This is a genomic window from Staphylococcus sp. FSL K6-0223 (assembly GCF_038008285.1).
In genome coordinates, this window is record NZ_JBBOYX010000001.1 from 2183134 (window position 1) to 2207405 (window position 24272).

22 protein-coding genes, 1 pseudogene and 1 riboswitch are annotated in these 24272 nt (G+C 31.7%); of the genes and pseudogenes, 10 read left to right on the plus strand and 13 right to left on the minus strand.

Annotated elements, in window-relative coordinates; translation table 11 throughout:
- Nucleotides 1–87: 87 nt before the first annotated feature.
- The 6 genes from MHI13_RS10835 to MHI13_RS10860 form a co-directional block, all read right to left on the minus strand.
- Nucleotides 88–336, minus strand: coding sequence for a hypothetical protein (locus MHI13_RS10835; RefSeq protein ID WP_017175189.1), 249 nt, complete (start codon nucleotides 334–336; stop codon nucleotides 88–90).
- Between the two features lie 12 nt (nucleotides 337–348).
- A complete protein-coding gene (locus tag MHI13_RS10840; protein WP_017175188.1) occupies nucleotides 349–1080 on the minus strand; it encodes an alpha/beta hydrolase in 732 nt (243 codons plus the stop codon).
- Nucleotides 1081–1124: 44 nt separating this feature from the next.
- A complete protein-coding gene (locus tag MHI13_RS10845; protein WP_017175187.1) occupies nucleotides 1125–1796 on the minus strand; it encodes a phosphatase PAP2 family protein in 672 nt (223 codons plus the stop codon).
- 363 nt (nucleotides 1797–2159) lie between these two features.
- A complete protein-coding gene (locus MHI13_RS10850) occupies nucleotides 2160–2522 on the minus strand; it encodes a DUF2294 domain-containing protein (protein ID WP_002447992.1) in 363 nt (120 codons plus the stop codon).
- Nucleotides 2523–2590: 68 nt separating this feature from the next.
- Nucleotides 2591–5152, minus strand: a complete 2562-nt coding sequence (locus tag MHI13_RS10855; RefSeq protein WP_017175186.1) for a DUF2309 domain-containing protein — start codon at nucleotides 5150–5152, stop codon at nucleotides 2591–2593.
- Nucleotides 5153–5167: 15 nt separating this feature from the next.
- On the minus strand, nucleotides 5168–6667 hold the full coding sequence (locus MHI13_RS10860; protein WP_049420435.1) for an NADH dehydrogenase subunit 5: 1500 nt from the start codon (nucleotides 6665–6667) through the stop codon (nucleotides 5168–5170).
- Nucleotides 6668–7455: 788 nt separating this feature from the next.
- On the opposite strand from MHI13_RS10860, the gene MHI13_RS10865 reads away from it, so the two are divergent.
- Nucleotides 7456–7983, plus strand: a complete 528-nt coding sequence (locus MHI13_RS10865) for a phosphatase PAP2 family protein (protein WP_228451900.1) — start codon at nucleotides 7456–7458, stop codon at nucleotides 7981–7983.
- A gap of 100 nt (nucleotides 7984–8083) precedes the next feature.
- Here the strand turns inward: MHI13_RS10865 and guaA are convergent, their stop codons facing one another.
- The 4 genes from guaA to xpt form a co-directional block, all read right to left on the minus strand.
- A complete protein-coding gene (guaA, locus tag MHI13_RS10870; protein WP_017175183.1) occupies nucleotides 8084–9625 on the minus strand; it encodes a glutamine-hydrolyzing GMP synthase in 1542 nt (513 codons plus the stop codon).
- 146 nt (nucleotides 9626–9771) lie between these two features.
- Nucleotides 9772–11238, minus strand: coding sequence for an IMP dehydrogenase (gene guaB / locus MHI13_RS10875; protein WP_048681372.1), 1467 nt, complete (start codon nucleotides 11236–11238; stop codon nucleotides 9772–9774).
- 38 nt (nucleotides 11239–11276) lie between these two features.
- On the minus strand, nucleotides 11277–12545 hold the full coding sequence (pbuX, locus tag MHI13_RS10880; protein ID WP_017175181.1) for a xanthine permease PbuX: 1269 nt from the start codon (nucleotides 12543–12545) through the stop codon (nucleotides 11277–11279).
- Nucleotides 12542–13123: a xanthine phosphoribosyltransferase gene (xpt, locus tag MHI13_RS10885; RefSeq protein WP_017175180.1), complete on the minus strand. Its 582-nt coding sequence runs from the start codon at nucleotides 13121–13123 to the stop codon at nucleotides 12542–12544. Before xpt ends, pbuX begins: the two co-directional genes overlap by 4 nt.
- 207 nt (nucleotides 13124–13330) lie before the next feature.
- Nucleotides 13331–13433: riboswitch (purine riboswitch) on the minus strand.
- A 213-nt stretch (nucleotides 13434–13646) separates the two neighbouring features.
- Here xpt and MHI13_RS10890 point away from each other — a divergent pair.
- The 4 genes and pseudogenes from MHI13_RS10890 (at nucleotide 13647) to MHI13_RS10905 (ending at nucleotide 17303) form a co-directional block, all read left to right on the plus strand.
- Nucleotides 13647–14054, plus strand: coding sequence for a general stress protein (locus tag MHI13_RS10890; protein ID WP_017175179.1), 408 nt, complete (start codon nucleotides 13647–13649; stop codon nucleotides 14052–14054).
- A 215-nt stretch (nucleotides 14055–14269) separates the two neighbouring features.
- Nucleotides 14270–14929 carry a hypothetical protein gene (locus tag MHI13_RS10895; protein WP_054105611.1) on the plus strand — a complete coding sequence of 220 codons (660 nt, stop codon included), beginning with the start codon at nucleotides 14270–14272 and terminating at the stop codon, nucleotides 14927–14929.
- 128 nt (nucleotides 14930–15057) lie between these two features.
- Nucleotides 15058–15556 (plus strand): annotated as a pseudogene (locus MHI13_RS10900) (DNA-binding protein); the annotation flags it as partial.
- A gap of 355 nt (nucleotides 15557–15911) precedes the next feature.
- Complete coding sequence (locus MHI13_RS10905; RefSeq protein ID WP_017175682.1) at nucleotides 15912–17303, plus strand: L-cystine transporter; 1392 nt, start codon at nucleotides 15912–15914, stop codon at nucleotides 17301–17303.
- A 56-nt stretch (nucleotides 17304–17359) separates the two neighbouring features.
- Here the strand turns inward: MHI13_RS10905 and MHI13_RS10910 are convergent, their stop codons facing one another.
- Nucleotides 17360–18115 (minus strand): NADPH-dependent oxidoreductase, encoded by a 756-nt coding sequence (locus MHI13_RS10910; protein WP_048762491.1) that lies wholly within the window; start codon nucleotides 18113–18115, stop codon nucleotides 17360–17362.
- A gap of 155 nt (nucleotides 18116–18270) precedes the next feature.
- Between MHI13_RS10910 and MHI13_RS10915 the strand changes: the two genes are divergently transcribed.
- The 4 genes from MHI13_RS10915 to MHI13_RS10930 all read left to right on the plus strand — a co-directional run bounded on the left by MHI13_RS10915 (nucleotide 18271) and on the right by MHI13_RS10930 (nucleotide 22438).
- Complete coding sequence (locus MHI13_RS10915; RefSeq protein WP_017175680.1) at nucleotides 18271–19050, plus strand: 2-keto-4-pentenoate hydratase; 780 nt, start codon at nucleotides 18271–18273, stop codon at nucleotides 19048–19050.
- A 402-nt stretch (nucleotides 19051–19452) separates the two neighbouring features.
- A complete protein-coding gene (gene ahpC / locus MHI13_RS10920) occupies nucleotides 19453–20022 on the plus strand; it encodes an alkyl hydroperoxide reductase subunit C (RefSeq protein WP_002447989.1) in 570 nt (189 codons plus the stop codon).
- A gap of 14 nt (nucleotides 20023–20036) precedes the next feature.
- Nucleotides 20037–21560, plus strand: a complete 1524-nt coding sequence (gene ahpF / locus MHI13_RS10925) for an alkyl hydroperoxide reductase subunit F (protein WP_054105612.1) — start codon at nucleotides 20037–20039, stop codon at nucleotides 21558–21560.
- A 248-nt stretch (nucleotides 21561–21808) separates the two neighbouring features.
- Complete coding sequence (locus MHI13_RS10930; protein WP_017175678.1) at nucleotides 21809–22438, plus strand: NDxxF motif lipoprotein; 630 nt, start codon at nucleotides 21809–21811, stop codon at nucleotides 22436–22438.
- A gap of 96 nt (nucleotides 22439–22534) precedes the next feature.
- Here MHI13_RS10930 and MHI13_RS10935 read toward each other — a convergent pair whose 3' ends face one another.
- The gene (locus tag MHI13_RS10935) at nucleotides 22535–23113 is read right to left on the minus strand and encodes a histidine phosphatase family protein (RefSeq protein ID WP_017175677.1); all 579 of its coding nucleotides are present in this window, start codon (nucleotides 23111–23113) and stop codon (nucleotides 22535–22537) included.
- Between the two features lie 277 nt (nucleotides 23114–23390).
- Nucleotides 23391–23639, minus strand: a complete 249-nt coding sequence (locus MHI13_RS10940) for a GlsB/YeaQ/YmgE family stress response membrane protein (RefSeq protein ID WP_002447983.1) — start codon at nucleotides 23637–23639, stop codon at nucleotides 23391–23393.
- A gap of 320 nt (nucleotides 23640–23959) precedes the next feature.
- Between MHI13_RS10940 and MHI13_RS10945 the strand changes: the two genes are divergently transcribed.
- Nucleotides 23960–24217, plus strand: a complete 258-nt coding sequence (locus MHI13_RS10945) for a helix-turn-helix domain-containing protein (RefSeq protein ID WP_017175676.1) — start codon at nucleotides 23960–23962, stop codon at nucleotides 24215–24217.
- Nucleotides 24218–24272 lie beyond the last annotated feature (55 nt).

Sequence of the window (24272 nt, forward strand, 5' to 3'; positions counted from 1 at the left end):
TATGCATATAAATGAGTATTAAAAAGATAAGAATAGATGTAAATGACATCTCTCAACTATTCTTATCGTTTAAACTTACTGTTCCATTTATTTTTCAAAATCATATATTATGGATTGACCTTCATCTACTTCTTGAATATTCAAACTTTCGATATGATCAACATTAATGTAATGAACTTGTGAGTCATCTTTTAGAAATAAATAGGCCAATTCATCAAATTCATCAATAATACGCTGTATGCATGTGTCATAGTCTGGACCATCTTGGAACGTTTTAAATTCTTTATAAGTAGTTCCAGAAACCGTTGTATATATAAGTAAGAATGTACGTTTCATCTTATTACTCCTTTATTCAGATTTAAAAAAAGTTACAACTTGAGTGATAACGTCTTCATGTCCATCTCCATAAGTCATTAAATGACGACTTAACGGATGACATGTTAAATCTTTGTTATTACTATCAATATGATTAAAAATATAATGGGCACTATTTTGATAAAAGGCATCATCATTACCACCATACAAAATACGAGCGGGAACATGTATACGTTCTAATTCATTAGAAATTATCTCAATAAATGCTTTAAATTCTGCGATATGTGGTTGATAGTCTTGAATTGTTCCAAGTTGTTGTTGTGAAGTAGTTTCATCAAATTTCAATAATTGATTCATGCGCTGACCATAACGTTCCATACGCCACGCAATACTTTTTTCTTCTTTTTCACTTGGTGCAGACATCACTGCTATTTTAGAAACATCAAATAACTCAGCTAACTTTAATGTAAATAGTCCCCCTAGTGAGATCCCCGTTACAAAAATAGTGTCAAACCCTTTATTTTTTAAAAATTGATACCCTTCTAATACATCATTCCACCAATCCTGAATCGTAAATTGAGTAAATTGGTCTAAAGGTAAGCCATGTCCCTGATAATTTGGTGCAAAGCATGTGAAGTTTTCTTCATTAAGCGCCTTAGCTAATGGTTTTACATCACGAACAGTTCCTGTAAATGAGTGAAGTAATAATATCGCTTCTTTTCTTGAACCTTCTAAATAAATCGGATGTGGTGATTTGATTTTCATAGTATTCTCCCCTTTTAAAATACTTATGTTATGAAACTTAAGCTTTACTTCTTTCTTAATTTAATATTAAAGAGTGGTAACGTCATTGAAAATAAAGCAACCCAAATCATTCCTAACGAAAAACCACCAATGACATCAGTTAGATAGTGAGCGTGGAAATATAACCTACAACTTAATACGCCTATCCAAAATATAACGACAACTATAGCAATACTATATCGTATCGCTTTGTTTTTAATAAGTGGAATAACAACTAAGAGTATAGCTAAAGCAAATAATGTACTGGCATTTGAATGACCACTTGGAAATGAATATCCATGGTCTACTAAAAGATGGTTATACGGACGAGGACGAGCTATTATTTGTTTAATTAAAAAATTAACATAAGTACCTGTATAAATCGTAACTAATAACCACAATGAAAGTTTATAATTTTTAAAAATTAAGATAAGTGCTAAAAATAACGTTATGTAGAGAATGGATTTTACTTCTCCAAAATTAGCACAAAACGTCATCATTTTATGCCAAATTGTACCGTCATAGTGTCTTCTAGGTTTACCAAAATAGTTGGTCAACTCATGTAATGAGTTTAAATCTAATTTTTGCATTAGTGTGGTATGATAAATGACATTCATTGCCGTTATTATAAAAATAATTAATCCAACAACAAACATAGAAATAGTTTTAGTTGGCGATACTTCTAATTTATTTTTCATATTTGTTTTTCCTTTACTACATTTGATCCTAATATTTTATGAAAACTCTTTCAAATAATATATCCGTTCTTCATATTCATTAAAGTTTGAAGATGTATCACACCATTCATTCATCAATATGTTGACTACTTAACTTAACTCATTGATCGTATTGCCCTTTTATACCTCTAGCATCAGAATAGTCGGACAAATGATAATGAGTAAGAGGTTCTGATTGAATTGATTCGTTCGCATCTCTATCTCTCTTTTAATGTTAGTTAGATTTTACAATAAATGATAAAAATTCGCTTGTAAAAAAAGAGATTAGGAATTATTTTTTGTATAACATTTCCTAATCTCTTCTCGTACTTATAACATTTTATTTTAAAGTGATTTTTCAAGGTTCTTATCTAATTTAAAAACAATAATACGTTCACCAGTAATTGTACTTAAATCACTATGGAAGCTTTTAACTTCAGTACCTGTGATTTTGAAAACAAGTTGCATTAAATCATCTTGTCCAGATTCCACCAGTTCTGAGCGTGTACGTTTAATGTTAAGTAATCCCTCTTGAGTTTCACATACACGATACTCCGCAGGCGTCAAAATACCTTGTAAGTTAACGATAATCATATCTCGTAGAATATCTGTCTTTACTGACAACGAACCACGTCCAAGAAAATCTTTTTCCCATTGCGTAATTGCTTTACTAATTTCTGCTTCATACATACCTTTCGATTTCGTCATTGCTATAACAAATCTCCTAATGTTTAATTAACATTAGTGTATCATTTTTTAAATTAAAATCGAATAGCTTACCAATCTTTAAAACTACCCTTTTCATCAATACTTGCAAGACGTACCCATTGATGATCGACTTTTTGTTTAAACTTAATATTATCATTAAGTAAACGTTGTATATAACGATCTGGTGCTTGAATCACGACTAATAATCGAATTGGAGCATGATAAATTTTATTGTCCCCTGCCATCACAGACTGCCATGGCAATCCAGCTAATAAATCACTTGAATTCCCTTGCATAACGCCAACACCAGAAGTGACAGATTGTGTTGTTTTATTACCGCTACCATAAAAATGTGGTGCCACTGTAGAGGCATAATACTGTAGGTTAATCCACTGTGCAACGAGTGCTGGACCAGAAATAATTGTATTTAGTAATTGACCATCAGGATCTTTCGCATAATCATAATTATGTAAAAATGCACGTCCTTCTAAATTACTACCTTCTGTAATACTTCGTTGCCCAATAATAAATTCTGCATTACGTGCTAAGCCCCATTCTGGACGGATTTCGCTCCAATCATTTGCAAAGCGATGTGCTTCCGCAATTGGATGTTTCAATTCTCTATCGCTTAAACGAGGTAATTGAGCAAGACGTTCTAAATTTGCATGATAACTTACACGTGGCATGGCTTCTTCTAAAATATCAAATGCTTTCTTTGCTTCTGATGTTAATGAGGGAACGTAAATCCATTCTAATTCATCAATTGATGTTTTATGTTCTGCAGCAACAAATACTGTCTCATCCGGAATATGAATGCCTTCAGCGGCTAACCCTTGACGTACTAAAGGTAAATTGCACATCATGGCAAGTAATTTCGCATTAAATCCACTTGAAGCTCCTCCACAAGCACCACATTCTAATGATGCATGGTAGGGATTATTGTTTGTTTCGCTTCCATGCCCTCCAAGTACTACTAATGGCGCAAAATTTGTAGTTAAATCCATTAATTGTAACGCTTGTTTCGTAAAAGCAATTTGTTCTTCTTCAGTAAATCCAACAGGCAAATCACTATGTACATGATGATCTCTATCAATCGTTAGCTTAGCATTCGGTTTTTTTAACCAATTTTTAGTCAATTTACGAATAAATACGCCTGTTTTCTTTGGCATTAATGTACTTGCAAGTGTATTTAAACTTAAAAATGGCCCACTTAATTCTGGCAATAATAAACTAGGTAGCACATTATTCTTCATTAATTTAAAAGTATAAAACATGGATGTAATGGAATGTTGCTGTTGATTATACGTATTTAATGCATGTCGCTCTGCATATTCTTTAATAGTATATGCAGGAGGTACCATCACTGGTAAAGAATCATGACTAAACTGTTCATCTAATGCTTTTTTTCGTATAGGTAAACCAAAGAAACCTGCAATTCCTATAGTTTCAAATGGCCCTTGATTTTCTAAATGACGACGAAATGGTTCAGAACGTACATCGATACAAAATGCAAGTTGTACTTTTGTAGGTTGTTTGTCACGCTTGACCGATTTATCGTAAATCATCTCAACAAGTTTGCGTTCGTGAGTTTCTTCCCAAGCCTCTAACCATAATTTCTTGAAGTATAATGGATTAAAATCATGAGCAAACTTCAAGTGTTCAATTTGACCCTCAATAGACATCTCAGCCCATTCATCAATCGTCATTTCACCATAATATAACCATTTACTCACAAGTTCTTTTATTCTTTTTTCAACATTTAAGACTGCCGGACGGCTCATTTTTTCAGTATCTAATAGAATACATTCCATTGTAAGGCGTATTGCAAGATATTGAGTTAATAAGTCTTTTTCATGTTCATGTTTTTCAGCACGATAATACATCATACCTGCCCAACCTGGTAACGATAAAAGATGTCCAGTTAAATAAAATTCATATTCATCTTCAGCAATATCTAGATGATTAAGTGCCATGATTAATGCGTCTTCATAGTTGTGTGGCAACATCTTAATCATTTTACGTTGAGTTTTAGTCAACATTGGATCATATTTCGCTAAATGTAACCAGGCTACATAGAACCCTTCTTCGCGTTTAGGCATTGTCCAACTTGATTGGAAAGTATCTAAATATAATTTTGACCATTTAATAATATGAGTATTTAACTCATCCATTAAAGATTCGCCTTTAGCATTAAATGCATTTGCACTTTTTGAACGTGCATAAGCAAATGACTCATTTTCGAATACTTTTTTGAGTTTTGAGACTTCTAATTTCAGATAGGCTTCTTTAGTAATTAAATCTCTCGGAATATCTTTAATATTCATAGCATTTTTGCAGTACGTATCCACATGAGTCTTAGGAATATCCGTCTTATAAGATTGAATAGCTTGTTGTACTTCTTCTTCAACGATATGTTTATCAATCTCACCATTTTCAAGCGCCGTCATTACAGAAGCATGGCTTGGATATAAATCAATATCACGCACATGTTTAAACCATTGTGCAACTTGATCAAAGGTTTGATACTCAAGTTCTTCCCATGGATTACGTGCTGCAAAGATTGAAATTGGTGAAAGTGGCGTAATCACACGACGTGCAGATTGAACAACGTCTTCTATATTAATAGTCATGTAAATGTTCACCTCTTATAAATATTTCTTTAAATAATTTGGATGGCTTTCTACAGATTTAAATTTAGCTTCTCCAATTTTAATTAACCATAAGTAAACTTTAGCAAAGGCTGTAGATGTACGATGGCGAGCGACCCAAATACTAAAAATACTACCTAGCACTAAAATTGCAATACTAATGATAATACTAATTAACGGTGGATGGGCAGGAGCCATATATACATGATGGAGTATATTAACAAATACTTGATGAGTCACAATATAAACCATTGCAACAACTACAATCATTGTAATACCTATAAAGCGTCCCATTACTCCTTTATTTAATGCTACAAGTTGATTCCATGATACAGAGATAGACCAAGCTAAGATAAATGCACTAATCAAAATATATGGGCTATGGTTACTTGTCATAAAAAATACAATTGCAATAATCAATGCAAGAGCTCTTCCAAGTATTATCCATCCATATGATTTCTTAATATTAGGTGGAGTTGGTATATTAAATCGTCTGACAACTGAGCCTGATTGTAAGAATAATGTAGCTTTAAATATACCATGCAATATTAAATGGATAATCGCAGCTGAATAAACACCCATTGCACATTGAACGAGCATAAAACCCATTTGACTCATCGTTGATCCAACAAGTTGTCGTTTATAATCAACATGTACTAAACTAATGCCCGAACCAATCAATACTGACATACTAGAAATAATTAATAATATTGTAAGAGCAATAGAATTATCAAATATCGGTGAAAAACGCGTTAAAATAATGCCCCCCGCATTAACTATACCGGCATGCATAATAGCTGATACAGGTGTAGGCGCAACAACTGATTCAATTAACCAACTCTGAAATGGATATTGCGCAGCTGGAATAATAACAGCAACAACAAGCAATAAATCAATAACTAATTTTAGACCATGATTTAGAGCATAGTCATAATTTTGAGAAGGATCGATTGTCCATTCTCCTGTTCCTATGTATAGCAAAATAACCGCAATTAATAGCGCTAACCATCCAATAATAAAGGAACGTGCAGAAACTTTTGCTGCCTCCGCTGGAACTTTCCAAGTTTTATTCAATCTAATTAGTTGCGTTAAACAAAATAACGTTAATCCCCAGCATAAAGTCATTAAACGTAAGTCATTGCTTAACCATCCTAGTGAAGCAAAAACAGTTATAAATGTATATAAAGGAAAATACTTACGATAATTGTGATCTCCTAATAAATAACGCGTTGAAAACTTTTGAATAATAAAACCTAACGCTAAAACAAAAGCACCTACTAACCAAGCAAGTTTATCTAAGGCAAATATGCCAATAACTTCTCTTTCATTTATAGTCACTAACCCTACAATACCTACAATAACTGGCAATAGAAGTAAAGCTAAGTGAAATCTTATGTATTTAACTGGAACTGAGGGGATTAAAACAATCAACCCACTTAACGCTGCCATAATAAGCGTTATAAAAAATAATATAAGTAAACTACTCATACTTAACATTATCATTCCTCCACTTTTAAACTGTAACCTATATATAACTATTGCTTATAATATAATAAAACACCTACAATAGTTTAGTTTTATCCCATTAAAAAGGACGACTATCTATTGTAGGCTTCTTTTATGCTCATTCAATATATTTATTAATGCTCTTTAAGCAACCTATAATTTAGATTTAAGTACATCAGTTTTACCCTTCAATTAAACAATAAAGTGAATGATACTTTTTGTCTCATTGCTTGATATAAACCTATGTATAATTTAATGCATATTAAATATAATATATGAAAATATCAACTAAAAGTCAAATTTCTAATATATAAAAAGAGTTTGAGACGATAAAGTATGTCCCAAACTCTCACGGATAAAATGAATTTACTTCATTACTTATAAAATAACATATTTTGTTCAATATTCATGTAACAATTCTGTGAAAACGCTTAATTTTTTTGTAAAGTTTTTTAATATTTTATTTGCTTTTTTTGAATAATGAAGGATGACTATCATATTTTTGTGATTACCTTAGCTTTTTTGTCTTTAAATTTATTTTAATATTAAATCATTCTTTGTATCGATAACTTTAGCGCTTTAACAAGTTAAACTAGATTAAAATAAAGAAAGGTATAGTACTGATGCAAAATAAACAATATACATTAACCATTTCATTTATAATAAGTAGTCTCATTTTTTTAATAACTATTTTTTCGGTTTTTACTAAGTCGTTATGGACACATATATTAGATTTACAATCATTCTATTGGTTCTTAAACACATTTGGCGAACCAAAAATGAATTTCAAAGGTAATTGGTTCAATGACTTTATGACGTTTCTAGCATCATACGGTGATATTGCAACCTTTATTACCCTGACCCTTATCATCGCAACTATTGTTTTAATTAAGCGACGCTTCTTATTAGCAATATGGTTACCGACAACAGTAGCTTCAGCAGGTATCATAGGTATTGCGTTAAAAGACATCATTCATCATTCAAGACCTTATGATCACTTAACAATTGATGCAGGATTTTCATTCCCAAGCGGACATGCTTTAACAAGTACGATTGTTATTTTTGCTCTTATTTTTGTACTTATCCCTAAATTAGGAACTATCTGGGTAAAACGCATAATAAATACGGTGTTAATTGTAGTATGGTTAGGTATTTTATTTTCAAGATTATACTTCCATGCTCACTATCTCACTGACGTAGTTGGCGGCATATTTTTTAGTTTTTCATGGTTATTCATATCATTGATGGTGTATCAATATATTCTTCAAAAAGTACACCATAGAACATCATTACAACAAAGACGATAATCATTTCAATCAAAAAGAAAATATCATAAACGTCCAAATTATTGAATTTAATAAAAAAAAGCGAGCATTTCTCACGAAAATGCTCGCTTTTTTTAATGGGCTACTCCCATTCTATAGTGCTTGGTGGCTTAGAAGTAATGTCATAGACGACACGGTTTACATGGTCTACTTCATTAACTATACGACTAGAAATTTTTTGTAATACTTCCCAATCGATACGTGCAAAATCACTTGTCATACCATCAATTGATGTTACAGCACGAATACCTACTGTATGATCATACGTACGATAATCACCCATAACACCTACAGATTGAATACCTGGTAGTACTGTGAAGTATTGCCAAATCTCTCTTTCAAGACCTTCTTCTCGAATCACTTCACGTAAAATCGCATCAGATTCACGAACGATTTCTAATTTATCTTCAGTAATTTCACCTAACACACGAATACCTAAACCAGGACCTGGGAATGGTTGTCTCCATACTAAATGTTCAGGGATACCTAATTCAATACCTAAGGCACGAACTTCATCTTTAAATAATGTATTAATAGGTTCAATCAATTCAAATTCCATGTCTTCAGGTAATCCACCTACATTATGGTGAGATTTAATTGTTTGCGCTGTCTTTGTACCTGATTCAATCACATCTGTGTAAAGTGTACCTTGTGCTAAGAAATCAACATCTGTTAATTTAGCCGCTTCATCATCAAACACATATACAAATTCATTACCAATGATTTTACGTTTTTTTTCTGGATCAGAAACGCCTTTTAGTTTTTCCATAAAACGTTCTTTGGCATTTACACGAATAATATTCATATCAAAGCCTTCACCGAATTGTTCCATTACCATATCGCCTTCGCCTTTACGAAGTAAACCATGGTCTACAAAAATACATGTTAATTGATCACCAATGGCCTTATGCAATAATACTGCAACAACTGATGAATCTACACCACCGCTCATGGCACATAATACTTTACGATTGCCTACACGTTCACGAATTTTTTCGATTTCAATTTCAATGAAGTTTTCCATTGTCCATTCACCTGTACAATTACATACACGACGGACAAAATTTCTTAGTAAATCATTACCGTATTCTGTATGACGTACTTCTGGGTGGAATTGCACACCATAAATACGACGTTTTTTATCTTCGATAGCAGCATAATTTGTACTTGGGCTATCAGCAATAACTTCAAAACCTTCAGGAATTTCAATGACTTTATCTGAATGACTCATCCACACTGTTTGTTCTTCTGGTAAACCAAAGAATAACTCATCAGATTTTGCTTTAATAATTGCTTTACCATATTCACGTTCATTTGCACGTTCAACTTTACCGCCTAATAGTTTGGTTGTAAGTTGCATACCGTAACAAATACCTAACACTGGAATACCTAAATTATAAATTTCAGGATCAATCGTAAATGAACCTTCTTCATAAACAGAATTTGGACCTCCTGAAAGAATAATACCTTTAGGATTCATACGTTTAATTTCATCTATAGAAATTTCATGATCGTGTAATTCACTGTAAACGCCCATTTCACGAATACGACGTGTAATTAACTGGTTATATTGACTACCGAAATCTAAGACAAGAATTAACTCTTGTTCTTTAGCCATTTCCATAATAGTAAATCTCCTTTAAATTAATTTATGTAAACAATAGAAAGACGCTTTTCATATTTATAAAGACAATAAATAATTTCAACCTCTATAAACAATTTATAGAAAAGCGTACTTTCTTAATTTAATCGCTTCTTGCTCACCTTACATTAAAATGAATAGTTTGGTGATTCTTTAGTAATTTGTATGTTATGTGGATGACTTTCCGCTAAACCTGCAGGGCCCATACGTGTGAATTGTGCTTCTTCACGCAATACTTTTAAGTTTGGTGAACCAGTATAACCCATACCAGCTCTTACTCCACCCATAAGTTGATAAATGGTATCTTGTAATGGTCCTTTATAAGCTGTGCGACCTTCAATACCTTCTGGAACAAATTTTCTAGGAGATTTATCTTCTTGGAAGTAACGATCATTTGACCCTTTTTCCATGGCTCCAAGAGAACCCATTCCACGATATACTTTATATTGTCTACCTTGGAAGACTTCAGTAGCGCCTGGGCTTTCTTCAGTACCAGCTAATAAGCTACCTAACATAACAGCATGACCACCAGCCGCTAATGCTTTAATAATATCACCAGAGAATTTAATACCACCGTCAGCAATAATCGCTTTACCATGTTTACGTGCTTCAGTAGCACAGTCATATACTGCAGTAATTTGTGGTACACCTACACCTGCAACGACACGTGTTGTACAGATTGATCCTGGTCCAATACCTACTTTAACCACGTCTGCACCTGCTTCAAATAAAGCGCGTGTCGCTTCAGCAGTTGCAACATTTCCTGCAATAATTGTAAGGTCAGGATATTTATCTTTCATTTTTTTGACTTGCTCGATCACACCTTTAGAATGTCCATGCGCTGTATCAATAATTAACGCATCTACTCCTGCTTCTACAAGTTTTTGTGCACGAATTTCAGTATCTTTAGATGTACCGATAGCTGCTGCTGCAAGTAAACGACCATGCTCATCTTTCGCTGCATGAGGGAATTCAAGTACTTTTTCTATATCTTTAATTGTGATGAGACCTTCTAAACGACCATTTTCTACTAATGGTAATTTTTCAATTTTATGCTTTTGAAGGATTGCTTCTGCTTCATCTAATGTTGTACCAACTGGAGCTGTAATTAAATTTTCTTTAGTCATCACATCTGAAATTTTAATTGAGAAATCTTCAATAAAACGTAAGTCACGGTTTGTAATAATACCAACGAGTGTTCTTGATTCTTCATCTTTTACAATAGGCACACCTGAAATACGATATTTACCCATTAATGCTTCTGCTTCATAAACACTTTCATCTGGTGTTAAGAAGAATGGATTCGTAATAACACCATTTTCTGAACGTTTTACTTTTTGTACTTCATCAGCTTGCTCTTCAATGCCCATGTTTTTATGGATGACACCTAAACCACCTTGACGTGCCATAGCAATAGCCATTTTAGATTCAGTTACTGTATCCATACCAGCAGAAATAACTGGAATATTTAATTTAATTTTATCTGATAATTCTACGCTTAAATCAACATCACTTGGTAATACGTCTGATGCAGCTGGAATTAACAAAACATCGTCAAAAGTTAATGATTCTTTAGCAAACTTATTTTCCCACATTTATAACACAGCCTCCATTTTTTATATAGTTAATCTTATTATTTCACATTTTCGTCGTTTTGTTTATACTTTATACCGTTAAAAAAGAAATTAAGAATAATAGCAGAGATTGCTCCTAAAACAATACCATTTTGAGTTAACCAAGCGAACTGTTCTCCTAAAGCTTTAAATGCTTGAGGTACAGCACTAATTCCTGTACCAAGTCCGACTGATACAGCAATAATTAATAAATTATTTTGATTTTTGAAATCAATATTTCCTAAAATACTTACCCCATAAGCCATTACCATACCAAACATAGCAATCATTGCACCGCCTAATACAGGTAAAGGAATAATATTAGCCAGAGCACCTAGTTTAGGTATACAACCACTTATTAAAAGTAAGACTACCATTCCGTATATGACTTTATTTTTCTTAGCTCCAGAAAGTGAAACAAGTCCTACATTTTGTGAATAAGCTGTATAAGGGAAAGAATTAAAGATTGATCCTAAAATGATGGCTAGACCTTCCGCAGTGTAACCTTTACGAAAATCTTTACGTTCTAGCTTACGACCAGTGATTTCACTTAATGCATGATATACACCAGTTGATTCAATCAGACTTACAATTGCTACAATTGTAAACACTAATGTTGCACCGAAATCAAAGCCAAATCCTGAGAAACGGAATGGTCGTGGAATACCGAGCCAATGTGCGTCACCAACTTGGCTAATATTAACTAATCCAAAGATACTAGCCAATATAGTGCCTATAACTAAACCAATCAAAATTGCAATAGATTTTAAGAATCCCGTTGTAAATCGTTGTAATAGTAAGATAACAATAAGTGTCACTCCACCTAAAATTAGATTTTTAGGGTTACCATAATCTTTAGCGCCTTGACCACCAGCAAGATAATTCATAGCAACGGGCATTAAGTTAATTCCGATAATTGTAACTACACTACCTGTAACAACAGGTGGGAAAAATTTAACTAAATAAGAAAAGAATGGAGCAATGATCACAACTAAGATACCTGATAGGAACAATGATCCATATAACACGTCTAAACCTTTAGTCTGTCCAATTAAAATCATAGGTGCTACAGCAGTAAATGTACATCCTAAAACAATAGGTAGCCCTGTACCAGTAATCTTATTTGCTTGTAAAAATGTAGCTACTCCACACATAAAAATATCTACTGTAATTAAATAAGCAATCTCTTCAGGTGAGAATTTTAAACTTGTTCCTACAATGATAGGTACTAAAATAGCACCTGCATACATTGCTAATAAATGTTGTACACTTAAAATTAAATTTTTCATTCATCTTCACCTAGTAAAGTCACTTTATTCCCTGTTAAGGAAGCAACTTTACATAATGAAGAAACAGTTAAACCAGCCTCTTCCAATCTTTGTCGTCCATCTTGGAAACTTTTTTCTACAACAATTCCTATGCCTACTGTTTCTGCTTTAGCTTGTTGTGCAATGTCGTACAATCCAAGTGAAGCATCACCATTTGCTAAGAAATCATCAATAATTAATACTTTATCTTCAGACCCTAAAAATTCTTCTGATACAATCACTGTACTTGTTTTATTTTTAGTAAATGAATGGATATCAGTACTGTAAAATCCATCTTTTAAAGTACTTGGCTTTGCTTTTTTTGCAAATAAGCATGGCACATCGAAATGTAATGCAGCCATGATTGCAGGAGCAATACCGGAAGCCTCAATAGTTAAAATTTTCGTAATCCCTTTATCCTTAAATTGTTTATAAAATGTTTGACCCACTTCATACATTAATTTGGCATCAATTTGATGATTTAAAAATCCATCAACTTTTAATATTTTTTCATCAATGACTACGCCATCTTCCTTGACTTTTTGTTCGAGCGCTTCCACTTCAAAACCTCCTAAACTTTATATAAAAAAACCCGAAACTTTTATCTAGTTTCAGGATCTATAAGTGAACAAGTACGATACACATTCATTTGTAACTTAGAAGTAAATAATTTAGATTTATAGATGATAAACAATACTTTACATTATACAAATGATAATATAGTATAAGACATCTTAGCCAATCCTCAAACTTCTCATTAACTTCCTTACCTTTGTACTTGAACTCATAGTCGCGTTGTTTATGGCAACACGGTAGAAACTTCTAAAGCCATATTCTTCAGATTATATGAGCAATATAAATTATTTAATGATAATAGCAAATTTTAAGCTTATTTTCAATAACTGATGGAGAGTTTATCCTTGTAATCACACTACTTATAAATGTAAGCGTTTAATATCATATAAAAAAACTGTATTTGTAAAACACATATGTTTAATTATATAATTATATAGAAACGTTTTATATCTATTCATTAGGGTATAAATATTTAAAAGTAGCATGAAATGATGGAGGACGATGAATATGCCAGATATTACAGTTATAGATAATGAAAATCAAATTTACAATGTGATTGAAAAGAAAAAAGCAGAAGGATATTCAGAAAATGAGATATTTGTTATCAGTAAATCTAAATTACATTTAGATGATTTACATAATTCTCAAGTAACACTTATAGCAACAAGTGGTTCATTCAGTGATCGCATGTCACGCTTATTAACCGGTGAAGATGGTGAAGAAGCTGTATTGAATAATTTCAAACTATCTGATAACCAAGCAGAACAATATAAAAAAGATATGCTTGATGGCAAATTTTTAGTAATCGCTAGAAAAGACGCTTCTTCACATAATGAAGTTGAAAAAAACAACGCAGCTTATGAAGAAGTTGATATCACTCATTACGCTAATGAGTCTAAGGGTCCAAAATCTTAAAAATAAGTTTAACCATTCATTGTATTTATTCATGTCGATTGTTAAATGAATATAATTTCTTACAAATTAACAGTCAAAAATTAATATATGCTTCTTTCAAAGTAAAGTGTGAATCATTTATAACTTTGAAAGAAGTTTTTTAATATATTTTGTATTATGATGTGCTACTTTACAAATGTGCTATACTTAAAAAAATATGATGCGGGGAGATCGCTATGAAATTTCACACTATTCATTCTTTAGAAGACGCTTATTATCAAAAAGCCGTCGAGTTTTATAATAAACAATTAGATGTTGATTTTTTTGAAGACAGCATTATCACAAAACGGTCCTTACAGAATAATAAAACAGAAAATGATTATGTTTTTATTGTTGGTATTGAGAAAGAAAATATAATCAGTTTGGCTACAGCGCACTACGAGGCAACAACAAATTCAGCCTTTTTAGTCCACTTATTAGCTGTAGTTGATTCAAACTATGATGAAATCATATCTCAAACTTTAAATGAAGTTGAAACTCACCTAAATATATTATCTAATAAAGTACATGCTAGAGATATTAACTTTTTAATGTTTGAAGTCCCGAAACTTGATAATAGTATATTAGATAATCAATTAATTAAACGACGTCATCACATCTTATTAGAAAATGACTTTGAACAACAATATGACATTGACTATTTGCATCCTAACTATACGTTTGAAGAAACACCTATACGTACTGACTTATTTATTAAATCTAACATTGAACTTACAAAAGACATCTATCCTACTAGTGTGAAATCTAATTATATTCTCAAATATGTATTTGCGAATGGAATTTCTAGAGATATTATATACCCCCTTTTAGAAAAGATGAATTTACGTTTAGCTTGATAGAACACTTGAAAAGCGCGATATAAAAGGTTAAACTAATATGCGAGGTTAGACTGACGTGTCACTAACCGAAGACAAACGTCAGTGTAAATGAACAATATTCTATAGATACGAAAGGACTTCAAATTATGTTAACTAAAGAATTCGCTCAACGTGTCAAACTAAGTGAAAAACAAGTCCGCAAAATCGTCCAACATTTAGAAGAACGAGGATATCAACTTAGTAAGACTGAATATCGTGGTCGTGAGGCTACAGACTTTAAAGAAGAAGATATTGAACTTTTCCAAGATATTGCAGAAAAGGTAAAACAAACAAATAGCTATGATTTAGCTTTCGAAGAATTAGAAAAAGAAAAAGATTTTTTACAAGTTATCGTTAAAGAAGACCAACAACAGTTACCAGCTGATCAAGGCGTCACACAATTGGTAGAAGACTTACGTACGGAAATACAAAAAATGCGTGAAGAACGTCAAATGTTAGGTCAGATGATTACTCAAGTTCATCAACAGCAAAATGAACTTAAAGAATTACAAAGTCAAATTACTGAAAAATTGAAAGCAAATAATGAGTCATTAGCTGCCATCCAAACATCACAACAAGCCATTCAAACTGCTCAAAAAGAACAATCTGATTATACTAAAAATAATTTAGTTAAAGAAATTAATGATAACAATCAACAAGCGATTGATAATTTAAAAGAACATCAAACTTATGTTTCATCTTCAAATGAGAAAAAAGGATTCTTAGCTAGACTATTTAATCTTTAATGTAACAATTGTATATAGTGCTATTTACTAAAACAGGATTGAAATTAAAAAGATTTCGATCCTGTTTTTTGTTTTAATACTCATTTAGTATCTATTTATAATTAATTTGTAAAAATATTTAGTAATTTATGTTATTTAAAGTATTGAATTATTATATATTTAATACTATTCTTATGAAATGTGTCGGATTTAACTAATAAAAGGAGAATCATTATATGGGAACATTATTTTCAATTATTAATATTGTCATAATGTTGATTTTCATTATCGGCTTATTCATTATGGCTAAAAAACATGTATCATTCCCTAAACGAGTCTTTACCGCTCTAGGATTAGGAATTGTATATGGTATTATTTTACACCTTATTTATGGTGTTAATTCTAAAGTGCTTGAAACTACAACTGATTGGTTTAGCATCGTTGGAGATGGCTATGTGACATTATTACAAATGATTGTTATGCCTCTTATTTTTATTTCTATTGTTTCAGCATTTAGTAAGATACAAATTGGCGATAAATTTGCTAAGATAGGTTCTTATATTTTTATGTTTTTAATTGGTACTGTCGCTATTGCAGCCGTTGTAGGTATTTTTTATGCCATTGTATTTGGCCTTGATGCTTCAAGTATCGATTTAGGTAGTGCAGAACATGCACGAGGAAATGAAATTAGTAGTGAGGCAAAGCAACTTACAGCGAATACACTACCACAACAAATTCTTGAATTATTACCAAGCAATCCGTTCTTAGATTTTACTGGTCAGAGAACAACTTCAACTATTGCAGTAGTAATATTTGCCATTTTTGTAGGATTTGCATACTTACGTGTTGCACGTAAACAACCTGATAATGGTAGCTTATTAAAACGTGGTATTGATGCTGTTTATGCTCTCATCATGTCAATTGTTACCTTTGTTTTAAGATTAACTCCTTATGGAATTATCGCAATTATGGCTTCTACAATTGCTACAAGTGATTTTGCAGCAATTTGGACATTAGGTAAATTCATGATTGCATCTTATGCAGCTTTACTTACAATGTATGTTATTCATTTAATTATTTTAGCGATTATGGGAATCAACCCTATTCGTTATGTCAAAAAAACACTTGAAGTACTGATTTTTGCATTTACATCACGTTCAAGTGCAGGAGCGCTTCCTTTAAATGTGCAAACTCAAACGCAACGTTTAGGAGTACCTGAAGGTATTGCAAACTTCTCAGCTTCATTCGGCTTGTCTATTGGCCAAAATGGATGTGCTGGTATTTATCCAGCAATGCTTGCTATTATGGTTGCTCCTGTTGCTCATGTTGACATAGATATACCATTCATTCTTACACTAATTGCTGTTGTAGTTATTAGTTCATTTGGTGTAGCTGGCGTTGGTGGCGGTGCAACTTTCGCTTCAATTCTTGTATTATCAACTTTAAACTTACCAGTTGCATTAGCGGGTGTATTAATTTCTATCGAACCAATTATTGATATGGGTCGTACTGCTCTAAATGTCAATGATTCTATATTAGCAGGTACTGGTACAGCACATTTAACAGGTAACTTAGATAAAGAAAAATTTAATTCTAATCATTATGGAGAATTATCCACAGAATCATAAATAACAAGAGAGGCAGAATTTCGAACAAATTCTGCCTCTCTTTTTTCGGTTTTATTTTATCTTTTCATTAATCCAGATTTATTTAATTGCTCTAACATATCCAATCGTGCTTTTCCACTTAAAAATCCAGCAACTTGTTGAGACCAGGTTTCATTTCTCACACCATTTGTACGGTCTTGATAGTATTTACTAACCATTTGGTCATAAGCGTTTAATGTTTCTTTTTGTTGTGCTTTATTACTATTATAGACATTTTTATGGAAGACATGTCCAAAAGGTAAACGTGGTTTTGGTGATCCATTTTCATCCTCAGCTGGCTCCCCTATAGCCATACCAAATAGAGGGAAGGCATATTCAGGTAAGTCTAAAATCTCACGTACACGTCCGACATCATTGCGAAGCGAACCTAAGTATACAATGCCATAGCCCATATCTTCAGCTGCTAAAGCAATATTTTCTGATACTAATGCAACATCAATGGCACCAACTAATAAGCCCTCAGCTGACTCAAATGACGTCTCCATGTGTTGTTCTACATCTTCATTAATAAGACTATGACGATAATAATCTAAAACAAATACGAATAAATAGCCATTATCTACCACATAATGTTGTCCTGATACTTCTTTGAGTTCTGCTTTAATTTCTGGGTCTTCTACTCCAATAATTGAATACGTTTGTAAATAACTAGATGTTGAAGCACTTTGCCCAGCTTCAACTAACTTTCTAACAACGTCTTCACTTAAAGGTTGATCTTTAAATTTTCGAACTGAATGATGTTTTTTAGCTAATTCGTAAACATAATCTGACATTAAGTCCACTCCTTTTTTAATTACTGAATATATGTTAACAATTTATATTTTATTTTTCTTCTAAATTGCCCTTTATTTTAAATTAAGATTTGCATGCTAAACTAATTAAAGTTATCATAATAATGACAATTTTCAGATATCAAAGGAGAGATACTATGACTCACGCTAACAAAGAAGTTTCAACAGCCTTATATCAAGCTTTTACATCAAAAAAACCGATTGATTTTATCAGTTCCTCTTTTGAACTAAATGAGTTAGAAGCCTATCACACACAAGATGATCTCATTAATCAATTAAAAAATAAGCAAAAATCAGAAATTAAAGGTTACAAAGTAAGTATGACAAGTGCCGCCACTCAAGCCATTGCCAATACAAATGAGCCTGCGTACGGTACTATTTTATCTACTCAAGTAGTCGAAGGTGGTAACTCTATCTCATTATCAACATTATTTGATCCATTACTTGAACCTGAACTTATCTTTGAATTAACTGCAGATTTACCAGAGAATGCAGATGTTCAAACCATCTTAGAAAGTGTAAAAGTAGCTCCAGGTATTGAAATTCCTGACGCACGTTATAAAGATTGGTTCCCTAACTTTGCTTTATCAGATTTAATTTCAGATAATACTGCAACAGGTTTAATTGTGGTTGGAAAAAGAGTAACACCTCTTGATTACAAATCGTTTGCTGATATTAACTTAAAGTTATTTAAAAACGATCAAGAAATTGAAACAGGACATTCTAGTGACGTACTAGGAAATCCTATTGAATCTATAAAATGGTTAAATAAAAAATTACATTCACATGGAAAACGTTTAGAAAAAGGTCAATTTATTTCTTCAGGTACATTTATTTCACCACTACATTTAGAAAAAGGTATTTATATTGCTGAATACGAGAAAGTAGGAAGTGTAAAAGTAGAAGTCAAAGACTGATTTTAATAAAATAATATTGAAAATACTTGATACTCTCTTCAGATTTATATGTTTCATAGCGTAACTTGAAGAGAGTTTTCATCTATTATTTTTGATTTCCATTATCAAATACTTTCCTTTAGTTGAGAATAGATTTAAGCGAAAAGATGTATTTGTATTTACAATTTACATTTTTTAATTAGGAAAAATAAACCTCACAATATCTTAAAAAAGTTAATATTTTTTATATAAACCTTATTATATCAGTGCTTTATAATGTTTTTCTTACTTTTAAGTATATTATGTTGACGAAATAAAATCTACATGTAATAATATTAATCATGAGATTAGAATTATTATAAATAAGCAATAATTATTATGTAGTTCTAATTAATATTCGATAAATCAGGAGGAATTTAAGTTATGTCTTTAATTAATAAAGAAATCTTACCTTTCACAGCTCAAGCATATGATCCTAAAAATGATGAATTCAAAGAAGTAAGCCAAGATGATTTAAAAGGTTCTTGGAGCGTTGTTTGCTTCTATCCAGCTGACTTCTCTTTCGTATGTCCAACTGAATTAGAAGATTTACAAAACCAATATAGCCAATTACAAGATTTAGGTGTTAATGTATTCTCAGTTTCAACTGATACTCATTTCGTACACAAAGCTTGGCACGATCATTCAGACGCAATCAGCAAAATCCAATACACTATGATTGGTGACCCTTCTCAAATTATCACTCGTAACTTCGATGTATTAGATGAAGAAGCAGGTTTGGCACAACGTGGTACATTTATCGTTGACCCTGATGGTGTAGTTCAAGCAGCAGAAATTAATGCAGATGGTATTGGCCGTGATGCAAGTACATTAGTAAATAAAATCAAAGCTGCACAATACGTACGTCAACATCCAGGTGAAGTTTGCCCAGCAAAATGGGAAGAAGGTTCTGAATCATTACAACCAGGATTAGACTTAGTAGGTAAAATTTAAGGAGGCATTTAAGTATGCTTAATGCTGATTTAAAACAACAATTACAACAATTATTACAACTTATGGAAGGCGATGTAGAATTTAGAGCAAGTATCGGCTCTGATGATAAATCTAAAGAATTAAAAGATTTATTAGATGAAATCGCTGAGATGACAGATCATATTACAATCGTTGAAAAAGAATTAAAACGCACACCAAGTTTTCAAGTAAGTAAACCTGAAGAAGATACTGGTATCACATTTGCTGGTATTCCTTTAGGTCATGAGTTTAATTCACTTGTGCTTGCCATTTTACAAGTAAGTGGTCGTGCGCCTAAAGAAAAACAATCAATCATTGATCAAATTAAAGGTCTTGAAGGTAACTACAATTTTGAAACTTATGTAAGTTTAACTTGTCAAAAATGTCCAGATGTAGTTCAAGCATTAAACTTAATGAGTGTAATTAATCCAAATATCACTCATACAATGATTGATGGTGCTGTATTCCGTGAAGAATCTAAGGATATCATGGCAGTCCCTGCTGTATTTTTAGATGGTGAAGAATTCGGTAATGGTCGTATGACAATTTCTGATATTTTATCTAAACTTGGCAGTACACAAGATGCTTCAGAATACGAAGATAAAGATCCATACGATGTATTAATCATCGGTGGTGGGCCAGCAAGTGGTAGTGCTGCAATTTATACTGCGCGTAAAGGTTTACGCACTGGTATTGTTGCAGATAGAATTGGTGGTCAAGTTAACGATACAGCTGGTATTGAAAACTTTATTACTGTTAAACAAACCACTGGATCAGAATTCTCTTCTAATTTAGCTGCACATATCGAAGAGTATGATATTGATGCTATGACTGGTATTCGTGCAACTAAAATTGAAAAAACTGATAAAGCTATCCGAGTAACTTTAGAAAATGATGCAGTTCTTGAAAGTAAAACTGCTATTATTTCAACTGGTGCAAGCTGGCGTAAATTAAATATTCCTGGTGAAGATCGCTTAATCAATAAAGGTGTTGCCTTCTGCCCTCACTGTGACGGACCTTTATTTGAAAATAAAAACGTTGCAGTTATTGGTGGTGGTAACTCTGGTGTTGAAGCAGCTATCGATTTAGCAGGAATAGTTAAACATGTGACGCTATTTGAATTCGCTCCAGAACTAAAAGCGGATACAGTGTTACAAGAACGTTTACGTTCTTTCCCTAATGTTGATATTCACACAAATGCTAGAACTGCCGAAGTTCTAGGTGAAGATCATGTTACTGGTTTAAGCTATGAAGATATGTCATCTGGTGAAATGAAAGAATTAAGCTTAGATGGTATCTTTGTACAAATTGGCCTTGTGCCAAATACAAAATGGATTGGTGACGCAGTAGAGTTAAATAGCCGTGGAGAAGTCGTTGTGGGTCGTGAAAATAACACAAACATTCCTGGTATTTTTGCTGCTGGTGACGTTACTGACCAAAAATATAAACAAATCATTATATCAATGGGTTCAGGTGCTAACGCAGCATTGAGTGCATTTGATTATATTATTAGAAATTAATTTACAGTTTAACTTTCTACATGAAAGTAAGACTTAGAACTTAACCTATCAAATATCTTCATTTTAAGCAGAGTCATTTTATTAATGGCTCTGCTTTTTTAATTTATTTTTTTACTGATATTGCCACAATTTGTTCATAGATTTATATTAATTTTAAGTCTTAAACATTCAATTCTGTTTCTATAAATGATACTCTATTATTATGCTTAAATAGAAACGTTTACTAATAAAGGAGATTATTGAAATCTATGAAAAAGAGTATGATTATTAGTAGTTTTTTAGCATTGTTATTAATATTAAGTGCTTGTGCACCTAATAATGATAATAACGAAGACAATCATAATCAAAGTAACGGTGTTAATGCACCGAAACATGCTAAAAACTTAACTGAAAATGATATTTTTACATCGAATAAATCACATCAAAAGCTTACTGAAGATGAAATGAACCAAGCAATCAAAAAATATCTAGATGTTAATAGTGATATTTTAGATAATAAATATATAATGCAAAGTCAAATCGACCGTCAAAGTTCAGGACAAACAAAAATCACTGATAAACAAGCTACAAAACTTAGTAATTTATCTAATATTGCTGTTAAAAATGACTTACACTTTAAAAAATATGTTGAAAATAACACATTGCCAGACGGCTATAAAGATCATGTAAATCGTATTATTAAATACTTTCATGCTTTGAATAGTACAATTGCAAATGTTGATGAAAGTATCGAACAACTGAATTACCAACCTCAAAATACAATTAACGTTGTAGATGTTCCTACTCATTATGCTGGAGATGTAAATGGAAACCAACAAAATAAAATCAAATCTTTCTTAAATAAGAAAGATATCAAAACAGATGTTTTTGATAAATAGAATAGGTAGTATCCGTTTGAATATGTTATTCAATCCATTAATGGTGACGTCTAATATATAAAAAATCTGAGACGATGAATGATGTCTCAGATTTTTTTATAACTCAATAAGATATGGCTTACAATTTTCAATTACTTTAGTTAATGCTTCTTCTTTATTTATATAGCCAAAGTAAACCATAATACAACGTATCACAACTTGATGTGCAATAATGACTATCGTGTGATTATCTTGAATATGGATCGTTTCGAAAAACTGTTTCACTCTATGATAAACATCATTATAACTTTCCCCCTCAGGCGCTTTTTGAATAAAGCTATGTCGAAAATCTTTATAATTTGAATCATGAAAATAGCGATGATACTTATTATTTTTCATAAGTTTATCCTTAAATTGACCTTCAAATAGACCCAATGAACGTTCACGTAATAATGAGGTAACTGTAGTTGGGATATCGTAAGGGAAGATATATTGATATGTTTCTTTTGTTCTTGTTAAATCAGATACATACACATCATCAATTTTTATATTATAAAAATACGTCTTTAAGTTTTTTGCACTTTCAATGCCCCTTTCAGTTAAAGGAACGTCTAACTGACCACAATAATATGCTCGATTGTACTTATTATCGTAATTAGACTGTGATTCACCATGTCGAATAAGATATAAATTCATGTTTTACCTCCTATTTCAATTTATTATATTAAATAATAATTGAATGAAGTCTACTAATAATACAAATTATATATTTTTAAATAATATAAGTTTTTATGATTGTCAATATTTATATTGCATGATACTATTAACTTGTAGTTATTTAATAACTACAAGTCTTTTATATTCATGAACATAATACTCCTGGATGACGTCTTAACCCGACGTCATCCTCTTTTTTTAGTTTAATAAATAAAAAAAGAGCACTACATAACGTAGTCCTCTTTAAATACTATACTTATTTTTTGATTGCTTTTAAAATTAAAGAAACAATAAAAATAAGAATAATTGCACCGATTAATGCTGGGAAGATTGGTACTCCGCCCCAAACAGGACCCCAAGTACCTAACAATTTACTTCCGATGAATGAACCGATTAAACCAGCAATGATATTACCTAAGATACCACCAGGGATATCTTTACCCATGATCATGCCAGCAATCCAACCGATTAATCCACCAACTATTATCATAATAATAAAGCCCATAGTTAGATTACTCCTTATAGTTTTATTTTATTTACTTCTTATTCATACCACCTATTTCAATTTTATAAACATCATTATTAAAATAATTTATTTTTTATAACAAAAACAACTAAATAATAACACCCACATATTTTATTAGTATTTATTCAATTAATGATTAAAAATATAAGGCTCCTAAAAATAGCAACTATTTTTATATAAAATACTTGCTAAATATTATGAACAAGCATATTATAATAAAATATATAAAAGACTTAATAAATTTTCATATAATAAAATTTTGTTTATATACAAAATTGATACTTAGGAGGTTATGTATTATGAGTTCACATGCACTGTATAACTTAAGAAAAAAAAGACATCTTGAAATTAATGAATTAACTGAAATCCTAAACAAAAAGTATGGCACACATTACGAACCACATCAATTATACGAATGGGAAAATCATCAACATGAACCAAAGTTCAAAGATGCAATGATTCTGGCAGATTATTTCAATACATCTTATCAAGTTCTAGTTGAAAGTAAATATAAAGAATATCAACAACAATTTGATGATGTTGATATTCGACTATAAACAACTTTAAAGGAACAAAACATATTCATGTTGAATATAATGTCTTGTTCCTTTG